The following is a 13,381-nucleotide window of genomic DNA, read 5'->3' as shown; positions in this document are numbered from 1 at the left end:
AACGATAACGCGTGTTTTCTGAATGAACGCGATGCCTGTGAGTTTTTCGCGAGCAAGCTCGCTCCTACAAAAAGCCTTAAGCCCCTCCCACATTGATCAGTACACATCCCGGCGGTAGCGGCCTTGTTCGATCAGGCGCTCCACCGCTTCACTGCCGAGGATGTCCACCAACGCCTGGTCCACACCCGTGGCCATGCCCTGCAAACTGCCGCATACATAAATCACCGCACCATCGGCCAGCCATTTGCGCAGCACGTCGGCGGATTCGCGCAGGCGATCCTGCACGTAGATTTTCTCCGCCTGGTCCCGCGAGAACGCCAGGTCCAGCAGGGCCAGGTCGCCACTGGCCAGCCAGCCTTGCAGTTCTTCCCGGCACAGGTAGTCGTGGGCGATATGGCGTTCGCCGAACAGCAGCCAGTTACGCTGCCGGCCCTCGGAAATGCGCGCCTTGAGCAGGCTGCGCAGGCCGGCCAGGCCGGTGCCGTTGCCCAGCAGGATCAGCGGCACGGGCGCCTCGGGAAGATGGAAGCCGCTGTTGCGGCGCAGGCGCAGGCTGATGTTCGAGCCTACGGCGGCGTGTTCAGTCAGCCAACCGGAGCCCAGGCCCAGGCTGCCGTCCGGATGACGCTCCTGGCGCACGATCAGCTCCAGCACGCCATCGCTGGCAATCGAGGCGATCGAGTATTCGCGCATGCCCAGCGGTATCAGCGCATCCACCAGTGCCTGGGCATGCAGGCCCACCAGGTGCGTGCGGTTGTCCGGCAGTTGGCGTGTGGCCAGGGCCTGGTCCAGCGTTTGCGCCAGGCCTTCGATCAATACGCCGTCGCTGCCGGCCAGGCCCAGCCCTTCCAGGAAGTGCTCGACGGCCCGTGGGCCATTGCGCGGCAGGATTTCCACCAGGTCACCGGCCAGCCAACTGCTGGGCGAGGGTGGCGTGAGGCCCAGCAGGTACACGGGGGCGCCGACGCTGCCAGGGTTGAGCAGGGTGCGTTGACTCAAGGTCCAGTGTTCAAACCGGGCCGTCTGCCACGCCGCTGCCGGCGCGTGACCGGTGAGCTGGCCGAGTTGTTGTTGCCAGGTCAGCAAGGCCTCGGTGTCGCCACTGTCGACTTCCACCGGCGCAAACAGCGGGTTGCCGCCCTGATGGGTCAGCCAGAAGTGCAGGCGCCTCGCAAAGCCGCAAAAGTGCGCGTACTGGCGGTCGCCCAGGGCCAGCACCGAGTAGTTCAAGCCTTTGAGGGACAGGTCCTGGCCGAGCACGCTGCGCTCGAAGCCACGGGCGCTGTCGGGCGCTTCGCCGTCACCGAATGTACTGACCACGAACAACGCCTGTTGCGCCTGACTGAGGTCATCGCGGCTGACGCTGCCCAGGGGCTGCACCTTCACCCCAAGCCCTGCGGCCTGCAATTGCCCGGCGGTCTGCCAGGCCAACTGTTCGGCAAAGCCGCTCTGGCTGGCAAAGCCGATCAACCAGGCCGGCGCGTCGTCGTGGCTTGCCACCAGGCCTTTGCGCGCATCACGCACCTGGCGTTTTTTGCGGCGACGGTCCAGGTACAGCAGCCAGCCGGTGATAAAGAACAAGGGCATGAGCAGCGCGCTCACGGTGAGCACAATTCGCCCGACCAGCCCGAAATAACTGCCGGTGTGCAGCGCATAAACACTGGTCAGCAACTGCGCCTTGAGGCTCTTGCTGGCGTAACGCTCATGGGCCGTGACCTCGCCTGTGGCCGGGTCGAGGTTGATCTGGTTCAGCGCGCGGTCATGGGGCGAGCTGTCGAGCAGGTAATACACGGTGGCCGGTTGCCCGGCGACGGCCGGCAGGCGGATGTTGTAGGCGCTCAAGCCAGGGCCTGCATTGCTGTAGATGCTGCTCCAGATCGCTTCATAGTTGGCCGCGGGCGCAGGGCCTGCGGGTGGCGGGCCGCGCTTGCGCATGCGCTCGTTCTGCGGCGCATCGGACAGCAGTTGGGTCACGCCACGGCTGTACCAGTCGTAGGACCAATACAGCCCGGTCAGCGCTGCCAGCAGATAAAGCAGCAGGCACCAGGTGCCGAACACCGAGTGCAAATCCCAATTGAAGCTGCGGCCCTTTTTACGCCAGTCCAGGGTCAGCCATACACGCCAGTTCCTGACCTGGCGCGGCCAGCGCAGGTACAGGCCGGAAAGGCAGAAGAACAGCAGGATCAGGGTGCAGGCGCCAGTGATGTTGCGGCCGGTGTCGCCGATGGCGAGGAAGCGGTGCAACTGCAGGATGAAGCCGAACACATCCTGGCCGACGGCGTCACCCAGGTAGTCGCCGGTATACGGATCGAAGTAACGCAACGGGCCACGCTGCTCGCCTGGCGGCGGGGTAAAGGACACGCGGGCGGCTTTGCCGCTGTGGTCTTCCACCCACAGCATGGCCACGCGCTTGCCTTCGGCGGCTTCCAGCTTGCGCACCAGCTCGGCGGGCGGCAGCACGCCGGCTTCGCGCTTCTGCACGTTCAGTACCGTGGGGTTGAGCGCGCGCAGGATTTCATCCTGGAACGAGTACGCAGCCCCGGTGATCCCCATCAAGGCCAGCACCAGCCCGGCCGTGATGCCGAAGAACCAGTGCAACTGAAACAGGGTTTTCTTCAACACGTCAAAGCGCCTCGCTTAGCTGGATATAGGTGTCACGGCGCGCATTATGCCGTGAGTTGCCGAAAAACACGCAAAAGCCCCGCGCATCTGATGCGTGGGGCTTGTTGTGCTTGATGGAGAACGTGCTGATGGCCGCGCGGGTGTTGCGCAAGTCTGGAACAAAGTCGATGAACGGCGATGAATTGAGGTTGTTGCTCAACGTTAAATCACTATGATTAAGCTTGAATCATATTTAATCACTTGCGCCAGATATCCCGAGGAGAGTGTCCATGGGGGCCGATACCAAAGTAATGACCGCTCACATTCCCACCGCTCTTGCTCAGAAAGTCGACCAGATGGCCGCACGGATGGATCGCTCACGTGGATGGGTGGTCAAGCAAGCTCTCGTCGATTGGGTCGATCAAGAAGAAGAGCGCAGTCGCTTGACGCTTGAAGCGATGGCGGATGTCGATGCGGGGCGTGTGATTGATCACCAGGCAGTGCAGGCCTGGGCTGATAGCCTGGACACCGACTCGCCGCTGCCGGTTCCGCGCTGATGGAGCTGAAGTGGACAAGTAAAGCCTTATCCGACTTGGCTCGATTGTACGACTTCCTCTCTGTGGTGAACCGCCAAGCGGCCGCCCGCACCGTGCAGGCACTCTCCCGGGCACCGGACACATTGCTCAGTAATCCGCGTATCGGGGAAAGAATTGAAGAGTTTTCGCCGCGAGACGTAAGAAGACTTTTGGTTGGCCGTTACGAAATGCGCTACGAAATTCAACAGTCGACACTCTATGTTTTACGGTTATGGCACGTTCGCGAGGACCGCTGAAACCCCGGAGCACGCACAAAAAAGCCCATGAAACGTCATGGGCTTTTTAGTTGCAGCCGTCTTACACGTAAAACGATTTCAACGGCGGAAACCCATTGAACTCAACCGCGCTGTAGCTGGTGGTGTAGGCACCGGTCGACAGCCAGTATAAGCGATCGCCAATCGCCAGGTTCAGCGGCAGGCCGTACTTGTAGTTTTCGTACATGATGTCGGCGCTGTCGCAGGTGGGGCCGGCGATGACCACTTCTTCCATCTCGCCTTTCTTCTCGGTCCAGATCGGGAACTTGATGGCTTCGTCCATGGTTTCGATCAGGCCGGAGAACTTGCCCACATCCGTGTAAACCCAACGCTCGACGGCGGTACGCGATTTGCGCGCTACCAGCACCACTTCGCTGACCAGGATACCGGCGTTGGCGATCAACGAACGGCCCGGTTCCAGGATGATTTCCGGCAGGTCGTCACCGAAGTCTTCCTTGAGGAAGCGGATGATTTCTTCAGCGTAGGTTTCCAGGCTGTTGGTGCGGGTGATGTAGTTGGCCGGGAAGCCACCGCCCATGTTGATCAACTTCAATTCGATGCCGTCTTCTTCCTTCAGGCGTTCGAAGATCACTTTGACCTTGGCGATCGCCGCGTCCCACACGCTGATGTCGCGCTGCTGGGAACCGACGTGGAACGAGATGCCGTAGGGCACCAGGCCCAGGTCACGGGCGAGGATCAGCAGGTCCATGGCCATGTCGGTCTGGCAGCCGAACTTGCGCGACAAAGGCCAGTCGGCCGTGGTCGAGCCTTCGGTGAGGATGCGCACATACACTTTCGAACCCGGCGCAGCCTTGGCGATGTTGCGCAGGTCGGCTTCGGAGTCGGTGGAGAACAGGCGCACGCCCTTCTCGTAGAAGTAGCGGATGTCCTTGGATTTCTTGATGGTGTTGCCGTAGCTGATACGGTCGGCGCCGACGCCACGGTCCATGACCTTGTCCAGCTCGTAGATCGAGGCGATGTCGAAGCTCGAACCCTTGTCTTTCAACAGGTCGATGATCTCGACGGCCGGGTTGGCCTTGACCGCGTAATACACCTTGGCGAATTCGAAACCGGCGCGCAGGTCATCGTAGGCCTGGCTGATCATCGCGGTGTCGATCACCACGAACGGGGTTTCCTGTTTGTCGGCGAACGCCTTCATTTTGTCAAAGGTGGCGCGCGCGAAATAATCTTCGACGTTGATCGACATGCTGGGAACTCCTAAGGGCAAACTGTATTAATCAATGGGTGCAAATGAACGTCCTCCGTATCCCCACTTTGGTTCGCCTACTTCCCAAGGCATGTCGCCGAAAGCAAAAAGGCCATGGGATACGCGTCCCTTGGCCTTGCTGTCTCGTCGTCAGTACTTGAGCCGGATGGATCGTTTCCAGCATGGACGTTCGGCGCGAACTTTAGGGCTTGATGGGCGTGGGATCAACTAAAAATGTCGCGTTTTTGCACGCGTTCGTCGCGCGACCCCGTGCAGCTACTTATGTAACCGACCGGTGTGACGGATTGATGTTCCCCGGATGGGGCAAATCGACTGTATTTCACTGACACCCTGGGGGGCAAATGTGGGAGGGGGCTTGCCCCCGATGGCGGTGGGTCAGTTATAGAGTTATCAACTGACCCACCCTCATCGGGGCATGGGTATCTACACAACCCTGTAGCGCTCAACCGTAACCACGATGCGAAGCGAGCCGCTCTTGATCTTGATCTGCTTTTGATCTTGATCTCAGGCGCCCCGTTAAACCACGCTGGCCGGAGAGAGGGCACACCGAGCCTAGGCGAGGTGCCGAGTGGTGGGGCAAGAGCGTTTTGCTTACTTTTGCGCTTTTCAAAAGTGAGCCGCTGTAAAAGCGGAACCCTAAGTGGCCGTGACCGCAGAAACGGATATGTACTCGATCTGATCCAACATCCTGGTCGGCCCAGAGGCCGCCATCGGGGGCAAGCCCCCTCCCACATTTGCCCCCCAGGGTGTCAGGTCAGGTCAGGCCAGGGCGGTCTCGGCCGGCGAGACGATACTGGTCTTGCCGCCACGGGACTTGCCGGAACTCAGGTACTCGGCAATCGACTCCTGGGTCACCTCGCCCAGGAACACCCGCTCGGCATCCATCACCGGCAACCATGAACGGTTGAACTCGTACATGCGCGACAGCAGGATGCGCAAATGCTCGTCATACGCCGCCGTGGCGTTGAACTCGCGCAGGTATTGGCCGCAGGTACCGGTCTGACGGTGCAGGTCGCGACGTCGTACATAGCCCAGCGCCTTGTTCTCGGCGCAGGTGACCACCACATAGCGGCGGTCGTGCTCGTCCATCAGTTCCAGCGCATCGGCCACCGGGGTTTCCGGGCTCACCGACGGCGCGTTGTCCGCCGCGTCTTCGGCCTTGACCAGCAACAGGCGCTTGAGGGTACTGTCCTGGCCGACGAAGTTGCTGACGAACTCGTCCGCCGGGTGCGCCAGCAGCGTATCGGGATGGTCGATCTGCAGCAGCTTGCCGGCCCGGAAGATCGCAATCTTGTCGCCCAGCTTGATGGCCTCGTCGATGTCGTGGCTAACCATGATCACGGTCTTGTTCAGCGCACGCTGCATTTCGAAGAACTCGTTCTGGATCATCTCGCGGTTGATCGGGTCGACCGCACCGAACGGTTCATCCATCAGCAGCAACGGCGCATCGGCCGCCAGGGCACGAATCACACCGATGCGCTGTTGCTGGCCGCCCGACAATTCACGCGGGTAGCGGTGCAGGTACTGCTTGGGTTCGAGCTTGATCATGCTCATCAGTTCGCGGGCGCGGTCGTGGCATTTCTGCTTGTCCCAGCCGAGCAGCTTGGGCACCACCACGATGTTTTCTTCGATGGTCATGTTCGGGAACAGGCCGATCTGCTGGATCACGTAGCCGATGTTGCGACGCAGGGTCACTTCGTCCAGGTCGGTGGTGTCTTCGCCGTTGATCAGGATCTTGCCCGAGGAAGGCTTGATCAGACGGTTGATCATCTTCAGCGTCGTACTCTTGCCGCAGCCCGACGGGCCGAGGAACACGCAAATTTCGCCTTCGTTGACGGTCAGGCTCACATCGTTGACGGCGGTGACAGTCTTGCCGTTGCTTTGAAAAGTCTTGGACAGGTTTTGAAGTTCGATCATTTGAGCAATCCTTTTGGAGTCAGCGAGCGTTGCAGCCATTGCAGAAGCAGGTCGGCGAAGATGGCCAGGAGACTGACCAGCACGGCGCCGACAATCAGCATCGACATGTCGCTGCGGCTGATGGAAGCCAGAATAAGTACACCCAGGCCACCGGCGCCGATGGTGGCGGCGATGGTCATCACGCCGATGTTCATCACCACGGCGGTGCGCACACCGGCGAGGATCACCGGCACGGCAATCGGCAGTTCGACCATGCGCAGGCGCTGGCCGAAGGTCATGCCGATGCCTTTGGCGGCCTCGCGGATGCCCGGCTCGACACCGGTGAGCGCCAGGTAGGTGTTACGCATGATCGGCAACAGGGAGTAGAGGAACACGGCGGTAATCGCCGGCATCGGCCCCAGGCCCTGGCCGAACTTGGAGTAGAACGGCAGCAGCAGGCCGAACAGGGCGATGGAGGGCACCGTGAGCAATACCGTGGCGCTGGCTTGCAAGGGGCCCGCGAGGGTCGGGTAGCGGGTCATCAGCACGCCCAGGGGCACACCGACGACAATCGCGAGAATCACAGCGATACCGACCAGGGTGATGTGCTGCCAGGTCAGGTGCAGGACCTGGGCCCAATCAAGATGGGAAAAGGCGTTCAAAAATTCCATGTCTTCTCCTCGTTAGTTGATTGGATGTTGGCGCAGGAAATCGGCGGCAACGGCGGACGGGCTTTCATGGTCGACGTCGACTCGCGCATTGAGCTGGCGCATGGTTTGGTCGTCGAACAGCGTGGCCAAAGGCTTGAGCTCGGCGGCCAGTTGCGGGTGCTTGTCGAGGTAGTCCTGGCGGATCACCGGGGCGGCGGTGTAGTCCGGGAAGTAGTGCTTGTCGTCCTCGAGCAGCTTCAACTTGAACGCGTTCAGGCGACCGTCGGTGGTGTAGACCAGGCCGGCAAACACTTGGCCATTACGCAACGCGGTGTAGACCAGGCCTGCGTCCATCTGCCGAGTGTTCTTGCGCGTCAGGTTCATGTCGTACAGCTTGACCATGCCTGCCAGGCCGTCGGAGCGGTTGGCGAACTCGGTGTCCAGGGCGACCAGGCGGTGATCCTTGGCGTCTTCGGCCATGGCTTTGGTGAGATCGCTGATGCTGTTGATCTCGGGGTGTTCCTGAGCCACTTTCTCGGGCAACGCCAGGGCGTAGGTGTTGCTGAAGCGCGACGGCGACAGCCAGACCAGGCCCTTTTTCGCGTCGAGTTCCTTTACCCGCGCGTAGGACTGTTCGCTGTCGAGCTTCTCGTCGATATGGTTGTAGGCCACCAGCGACACGCCGGTGTATTCCCAGATCAGATCCAGTTGCCCGCTTTCCTGGGCGCTTCTCGCCAGGTTGCTGCCCAGGCCGCCGGTCACGCGGGCGTCGTAGCCCTTGCTGCGCAGGTACTGGGAAGTGATTTCGGCCAGCAGGGTCTGTTCGGTGAACACCCGGGCGCCGATGCGAATCACCGGTTTTTCAGCGGCTTGCGCAATACCTGCAAGCAGCAGGAAGCAGCCTAATATCAAGCTTAGTTTTTTCATCTCGATTCCTTACCTGGCGTTAAGACGGGCGCAGCCCGCGTTCCAGCCAGAGGCGGCTGGCCATGGTCACCAGGCCATCAAGCAGCAATGCGAGCAGCGCGGTGCAGGCGGCGCCGAGCAGCAGTTGCGGCTGGTTGTTCAGGGCGATGCCCGGGAAGATCAGGCTGCCCAGGCTGTTGGCACCGATCAGGAACGCCAGTGGCGCGGTGCCGACGTTGATCGCCAGGGCCACCCGCACGCCACCGATGATGATCGGCACGGCGTTGGGCAATTCCACGCGAAACAGCACCTGGCGCGGGGTCATGCCGATGCCGGTGGCGGCTTCCTTGAGTGAGCCCTGCACATTTTTCAGGCCTTCGTAGGTGTTGCGCACGATGGGCAGGAGAGAGGCGAGAAACAACGCGAAGATGGCCGGGCCGCTGCCGATGCCGAGGACGCCGAGGGCGATGGCCAGTACGGCCAGGGGAGGGACGGTGTTGCCGATGTTGAAAATCTGCATGAAGCGTTCTGCGCGCCCGACCATGTTCGGTCGACTGAGCAGGATACCGGCGGGGATCCCCACAATCAGGGCGGCCAGCATGGAGACCAGGACGAGAATCAAATGAGCTTGCAGGTAAAACAATAAATCGTCGCGGTACAGTTCGATCGTGTTGATGCCGATCCAGTGGACCAGCAGGGCCAGGAGCGCGACGACAACCGCTGCTCCCATAAGCCCTTTGCCATAGCGAATAGCCACAGGCGGACTCCTTTTTTCTTCTGTCGACGAACACATTCCCGCGTGGCAAGCCATTGCTGGCTGTCAGCGAAATATGATCGCGAAATGCAGCTCGCCAATGCCGTCAAAAGCGGCATGAGTTCGAGCCATAAGCGCAGCCTCGTCAGGCTAACTTGCTGATTTTCCAGCCCCTGTTCCGAGTGCGTAAGCAGGGGAGTGGACGTCTCTACCTTTTAAAAGGTTCCACACTTGGGAGCATTTAGCCACCCCCAATGGGCTCAACGGTGGTCCGTACCCTCGCGTTTGCGCTATACTCGCCGCCCTTTTTTGACTCACCTGCCAGGCGATTTCCCATGACCCACCAGGCCGCCGAAGTCGCGAAACGCCGCACTTTCGCCATTATTTCCCACCCCGATGCCGGTAAAACCACCATCACCGAAAAGCTGCTGCTGATGGGCAAGGCAATCGCGGTGGCCGGCACGGTGAAATCGCGTAAATCCGACCGCCATGCGACATCCGACTGGATGGAAATGGAAAAGCAACGGGGTATTTCCATTACCACGTCGGTCATGCAGTTCCCGTATCGCGACCACATGGTCAACCTGCTCGACACCCCAGGCCACGAAGACTTCTCCGAAGACACCTACCGCACCCTTACTGCGGTGGACTCGGCATTGATGGTCCTCGACGGCGGTAAGGGCGTCGAGCCGCGCACCATTGCGCTGATGGACGTTTGCCGTCTGCGCGACACACCGATTGTCAGCTTCATCAACAAACTCGACCGCGATATCCGCGATCCCATCGAGCTGCTGGATGAAATCGAAGCCGTGCTGAAGATCAAGGCCGCGCCGATCACCTGGCCGATTGGTTGCTACCGCGATTTCAAGGGCGTGTATCACCTGGCCGATGACTACATCATCGTCTACACCGCCGGCCACGGGCATGAGCGCACCGATGTGAAAATCATCGAAAAGCTCGACTCCGACGAAGCCCGCGCCCACCTGGGCGACGAGTACGACCGTTTTGTCGACCAGCTGGAACTGGTGCAGGGCGCCTGCCACGAGTTCAACCAGCAGGAATTCCTCGACGGTCAGTTGACCCCGGTGTTCTTCGGCACTGCCCTGGGCAACTTCGGTGTCGACCACGTGCTCGACGCCGTGGTGAATTGGGCACCCAAGCCTCTGGCCCGGGTCGCCAACGAGCGCACGGTGGAACCGGTCGAAGAGAAATTCACCGGCTTCGTGTTCAAGATCCAGGCGAACATGGACCCCAAGCACCGCGACCGTATCGCCTTCATGCGTATCTGCTCCGGCCGCTACGAAAAGGGCATGAAGATGCGCCACGTGCGCACCGGCAAGGACGTACGCATCGGCGATGCGCTGACGTTCTTCTCCTCCGAGCGTGAACAGCTCGAAGAAGCCTACGCCGGCGACATCATCGGCCTGCACAACCACGGCACCATCCAGATCGGCGACACCTTCACCGAAGGCGAAGCGCTGGGCTTCACCGGTATCCCGCACTTCGCACCGGAACTGTTCCGCCGCGTACGCCTGCGCGACCCGCTGAAATCCAAGCAACTGCGCCAGGGCTTGCAGCAATTGGCTGAAGAAGGCGCCACCCAGGTGTTCTTCCCCGAGCGCAGCAACGACATCATCCTCGGCGCTGTCGGTGTGCTGCAGTTCGATGTGGTCGCCAGCCGCTTGAAAGAGGAATACAAGGTGGAATGCTCCTACGAGCCGATCACCGTGTATTCGGCGCGCTGGATCGAGTGCAGCGATAAGAAAAAACTGGAAGAGTTTTCCAACAAGGCCGTGGAAAACCTGGCGGTGGATGGCGGTGGTCACCTGACCTACCTGGCCCCGACGCGGGTCAACCTGGCGCTGATGGAAGAGCGTTGGCCGGATGTGAAATTCCGGGCAACCCGCGAACACCATTAAGGTCTGAGCGATAAACAGAAGGGCGAAGCTGTCATGGCTTCGCCCTTTTTTTGGCTGTGAAATACAATCAAATGTGGGAGGGGGCTTGCCCCCGATGGCGGTTTATCAGTGACATGTAATGTCCTGACCCACTGCTATCGGGGGCAAGCCCCCTCCCACATTTTGCCCTCTATAAGGCTGGAGATTGGCGAGAACCCTGCATCGGGTCTAGCGTTCACACATTGACTGCGAAGGAGACCTCCGTGCGAAATGTTCGATACGCTATTTGTCTGATGCTACTGGCAGGCCCGGGGCTGATGACGCTCCCGGCACTGGCCGTCGATGGCACGCCCCAATGGAAGGACACCGGCCCTGTCACCAAGAGAAAGGCCAACGAGGTCAATTCCGGCAGCTGGAAACCGCAGCCCCAGCCCACAGACGTTAAAGATCCGGAAAACCCGATCAACGAAGGGGAAGACAGTGTGACCTTCGACGACGGCGAAACCTGAGACGCGGCGCCAACCCAAAAAGAAGCCCCTCCCGCCAGGCTGATGCGCAACCTGACGGGAAGGGCTGTAGAACTCACTAACGCCGCATCACTGATCGTTCCCACGCTCCGCGTGGGAATGCCGCCTGGGACGCTCTGCGTCCCGATCGCTCAGGCGACGAACTGCTCCGCATAGTGGCAAGCCACCTGGCGATTATCCAACGGCCGCAACAGCGGCTCCTCGGTGCTGCAGCGCGCTGTCGCGTACGGGCAGCGCTTGTGGAACGCGCAGCCTGGTGGCGGGTTCAGCGGGTTGGGCAGTTCGCCGACGATCTTGATCTTCGGCTTGCTCGGGTCCGGGTGGATGGTCGGGGTGGCCGACAGCAGTGCCTGGGTGTACGGGTGCAGCGGACGGGCGTAAATGTCTTCCTTGGGGCCCACTTCCACCGGGCGGCCGAGGTACATCACCATCACGTCGTCGGCGACGTGTTGCACCACCGCCAGGTTGTGGGAGATGAACACGTAGGCGGTGTTGAATTCCTGCTGCAAATCCATGAACAGGTTGAGCACCTGGGCCTGGATCGACACGTCCAGCGCCGAGGTCGGCTCATCCGCCACCAGCACTTTGGGTTGCAGCATCATCGCCCGGGCCAGGGCGATACGCTGGCGCTGGCCACCGGAGAACATGTGCGGGTAGCGCTGATAATGCTCGGGACGCAGGCCCACTTGCTTCATCATCGCCTGCACTTTTTCGCGGCGTTCGGCGGCGGACAGGTTGGTGTTGATCAGCAGCGGCTCACCGAGCTGATCGCCGACCTTCTGGCGTGGGTTCAAAGAAGCGTACGGGCTCTGGAACACCATCTGCACGTCTTTGCGCAACTGCTTGCGCTGGGCCTTGTCGGCACCGGCGACTTCCTGGCCGGCGATTTTAAGCGAGCCCGAAGACGGCTCCTCGATCAGCGTGAGGGCGCGGGCCAGGGTGGACTTGCCGCAACCCGACTCGCCTACCACGGCAAGGGTCTTGCCGGCTTCGAGTTCGAAGGACACACCATTAAGGGCGCGCACCGTGGCGTGGCCCTTGAACAGGCCACGGGACACTTCGTAGTGACGGGTCAGGTCGCGGGCGGTAAGAACGACGGCCATTACGCCACCTCCTGGTTCAAGGGGTAGAAGCAGCGTGCAAGGCTGTTGGTTTTCGGATCAAGGCTCGGGCGCTGGGTGCGGCAGTTTTCCTGCACGTACGGGCAACGCGGCGACAGCAGGCAACCCTGCGGGCGGTCATAGCGGCCCGGCACGATGCCGGGCAGCGTGGCCAGCCGCGTGGCGCCCAGGCTGTGTTCCGGAATCGCCTTGAGCAGCGCTTCGCTGTACGGGTGCGCCGGGATGTCGAACAGTTGCGGCACCTGGCCGACTTCCACGGCCTGGCCTGCGTACATCACGCACACGCGCTGGGCGGTTTCAGCCACGACCGCGAGGTCGTGGGTGATCAGCACCAGGCCCATGTTCTGTTCTTTCTGCAGGGCCAGCAGCAGGTCCATGATCTGCGCCTGGATGGTTACGTCCAGGGCGGTGGTCGGTTCGTCGGCGATCAGCAGTTTCGGCTCGCCGGCAATCGCCATGGCGATTGCCACGCGCTGGCTCATACCGCCGGACAGTTGGTGCGGGTAGGCATCCATACGGCTGGCGGCGCCCGGGATTTCAACTTTTTCCAGCAGTTCGATGGCCCGCTTGCGCGCTTGTCGGCCGGACATTTTCAGGTGCAGGCGCAGCACTTCTTCAATCTGGAAACCCACGGTGTAGCTGGGGTTCAGCGCGGTCATCGGGTCCTGGAACACCATGGCCAGGTCTTTGCCGACGATCTGGCGGCGCTGGCGGTTGCTCAGCTTGAGCATGTCCTTGCCGTCGAAGTTCAGCGCGTCGGCGGTAACGATGCCGGGATGCTCGATCAGGCCCATCAGCGCCATCATGGTCACGGATTTACCCGAGCCCGACTCGCCAACGATTGCCAGGACTTCGCCCTTGTCGACGGTAATGTCGAGGCCATCGACCACCGGTACGGCGGTCTTGTCGCCGAAGCGCACGTTGAGATTCTTGATTTCTAACAGTGACAT

13 protein-coding genes are annotated in these 13,381 nt (G+C 61.1%); 4 read left to right on the top strand and 9 right to left on the bottom strand.

Translation table 11 applies throughout. The features are described 5' to 3' along the window. Positions 1-96: 96 nt before the first annotated feature. Together J1G34_RS10790 and J1G34_RS10785 are read right to left on the bottom strand one after the other, a co-directional pair. Complete coding sequence (locus J1G34_RS10790; RefSeq protein ID WP_222994004.1) at positions 97-2,622, bottom strand: PepSY domain-containing protein; 2,526 nt, start codon at positions 2,620-2,622, stop codon at positions 97-99. Position 2,623: 1 nt separating this feature from the next. Next, entirely contained in the window at positions 2,624-2,821 is a 198-nt protein-coding gene (locus tag J1G34_RS10785) for a hypothetical protein (RefSeq protein ID WP_065896488.1), read from the bottom strand. Between the two features lie 70 nt (positions 2,822-2,891). Here J1G34_RS10785 and J1G34_RS10780 point away from each other — a divergent pair, with 70 nt between their 5' ends. Beyond that, positions 2,892-3,158: a CopG family ribbon-helix-helix protein gene (locus J1G34_RS10780; protein ID WP_065893646.1), complete on the top strand. Its 267-nt coding sequence runs from the start codon at positions 2,892-2,894 to the stop codon at positions 3,156-3,158. Then, entirely contained in the window at positions 3,158-3,433 is a 276-nt protein-coding gene (locus J1G34_RS10775; protein ID WP_065883631.1) for a type II toxin-antitoxin system RelE/ParE family toxin, read from the top strand. The genes J1G34_RS10780 and J1G34_RS10775 overlap by 1 nt, the downstream gene beginning before the upstream one ends. Before the next feature lie 61 nt (positions 3,434-3,494). Here J1G34_RS10775 and J1G34_RS10770 read toward each other — a convergent pair whose 3' ends face one another. From J1G34_RS10770 to J1G34_RS10750, 5 genes are all read right to left on the bottom strand, one after another. After that, positions 3,495-4,658: a type III PLP-dependent enzyme gene (locus J1G34_RS10770; protein WP_222994002.1), complete on the bottom strand. Its 1,164-nt coding sequence runs from the start codon at positions 4,656-4,658 to the stop codon at positions 3,495-3,497. Positions 4,659-5,438: 780 nt separating this feature from the next. Next, a complete protein-coding gene (locus J1G34_RS10765) occupies positions 5,439-6,596 on the bottom strand; it encodes an osmoprotectant ABC transporter ATP-binding protein OsmV (RefSeq protein WP_005784718.1) in 1,158 nt (385 codons plus the stop codon). Beyond that, positions 6,593-7,246, bottom strand: a complete 654-nt coding sequence (locus J1G34_RS10760; protein WP_057726112.1) for an ABC transporter permease — start codon at positions 7,244-7,246, stop codon at positions 6,593-6,595. Before J1G34_RS10760 ends, J1G34_RS10765 begins: the two co-directional genes overlap by 4 nt. A gap of 12 nt (positions 7,247-7,258) precedes the next feature. Further along, positions 7,259-8,152: a glycine betaine ABC transporter substrate-binding protein gene (locus J1G34_RS10755; RefSeq protein ID WP_065893644.1), complete on the bottom strand. Its 894-nt coding sequence runs from the start codon at positions 8,150-8,152 to the stop codon at positions 7,259-7,261. A 19-nt stretch (positions 8,153-8,171) separates the two neighbouring features. Further along, positions 8,172-8,924 carry an ABC transporter permease gene (locus tag J1G34_RS10750; RefSeq protein WP_370671691.1) on the bottom strand — a complete coding sequence of 251 codons (753 nt, stop codon included), beginning with the start codon at positions 8,922-8,924 and terminating at the stop codon, positions 8,172-8,174. A 296-nt stretch (positions 8,925-9,220) separates the two neighbouring features. On the opposite strand from J1G34_RS10750, the gene J1G34_RS10745 reads away from it, so the two are divergent. Then, positions 9,221-10,804, top strand: coding sequence for a peptide chain release factor 3 (locus J1G34_RS10745; protein ID WP_065883636.1), 1,584 nt, complete (start codon positions 9,221-9,223; stop codon positions 10,802-10,804). 296 nt (positions 10,805-11,100) lie between these two features. Next, complete coding sequence (locus J1G34_RS10740; protein WP_262411773.1) at positions 11,101-11,292, top strand: hypothetical protein; 192 nt, start codon at positions 11,101-11,103, stop codon at positions 11,290-11,292. Positions 11,293-11,441: 149 nt separating this feature from the next. Here the strand turns inward: J1G34_RS10740 and J1G34_RS10735 are convergent, their stop codons facing one another. Both J1G34_RS10735 and J1G34_RS10730 read right to left on the bottom strand, forming a co-directional pair. Further along, the gene (locus J1G34_RS10735; RefSeq protein WP_065893643.1) at positions 11,442-12,413 is read right to left on the bottom strand and encodes a peptide ABC transporter ATP-binding protein; all 972 of its coding nucleotides are present in this window, start codon (positions 12,411-12,413) and stop codon (positions 11,442-11,444) included. Next, positions 12,413-13,381, bottom strand: a complete 969-nt coding sequence (locus tag J1G34_RS10730) for an ABC transporter ATP-binding protein (RefSeq protein WP_065883643.1) — start codon at positions 13,379-13,381, stop codon at positions 12,413-12,415. Before J1G34_RS10730 ends, J1G34_RS10735 begins: the two co-directional genes overlap by 1 nt.

It is taken from the genome of Pseudomonas sp. Wu6 (assembly GCF_019891515.1).
Taxonomy (GTDB): domain Bacteria; phylum Pseudomonadota; class Gammaproteobacteria; order Pseudomonadales; family Pseudomonadaceae; genus Aquipseudomonas; species Aquipseudomonas orientalis_A.
Note: the sequence above shows the minus strand (reverse complement) of the source record. Positions and strands in the feature narration are given on the sequence as shown.

Excerpts from the sequence above, each read along its gene's own strand:
- J1G34_RS10780 (WP_065893646.1), top strand. The coding sequence starts at position 2,892 with ATGGGGGCCGATACCAAAGTAATGACCGCTCACATTCCCACCGCTCTT.
- J1G34_RS10775 (WP_065883631.1), top strand. The coding sequence starts at position 3,158 with ATGGAGCTGAAGTGGACAAGTAAAGCCTTATCCGACTTGGCTCGATTG.
- J1G34_RS10770 (WP_222994002.1), bottom strand. The coding sequence starts at position 4,658 with ATGTCGATCAACGTCGAAGATTATTTCGCGCGCGCCACCTTTGACAAA.
- J1G34_RS10765 (WP_005784718.1), bottom strand. The coding sequence starts at position 6,596 with ATGATCGAACTTCAAAACCTGTCCAAGACTTTTCAAAGCAACGGCAAG.
- J1G34_RS10760 (WP_057726112.1), bottom strand. The coding sequence starts at position 7,246 with ATGGAATTTTTGAACGCCTTTTCCCATCTTGATTGGGCCCAGGTCCTG.
- J1G34_RS10755 (WP_065893644.1), bottom strand. The coding sequence starts at position 8,152 with ATGAAAAAACTAAGCTTGATATTAGGCTGCTTCCTGCTGCTTGCAGGT.
- J1G34_RS10750 (WP_370671691.1), bottom strand. The coding sequence starts at position 8,924 with ATGTGTTCGTCGACAGAAGAAAAAAGGAGTCCGCCTGTGGCTATTCGC.
- J1G34_RS10745 (WP_065883636.1), top strand. The coding sequence starts at position 9,221 with ATGACCCACCAGGCCGCCGAAGTCGCGAAACGCCGCACTTTCGCCATT.
- J1G34_RS10740 (WP_262411773.1), top strand. The coding sequence starts at position 11,101 with ATGACGCTCCCGGCACTGGCCGTCGATGGCACGCCCCAATGGAAGGAC.
- J1G34_RS10735 (WP_065893643.1), bottom strand. The coding sequence starts at position 12,413 with ATGGCCGTCGTTCTTACCGCCCGCGACCTGACCCGTCACTACGAAGTG.
- J1G34_RS10730 (WP_065883643.1), bottom strand. The coding sequence starts at position 13,381 with ATGTCACTGTTAGAAATCAAGAATCTCAACGTGCGCTTCGGCGACAAG.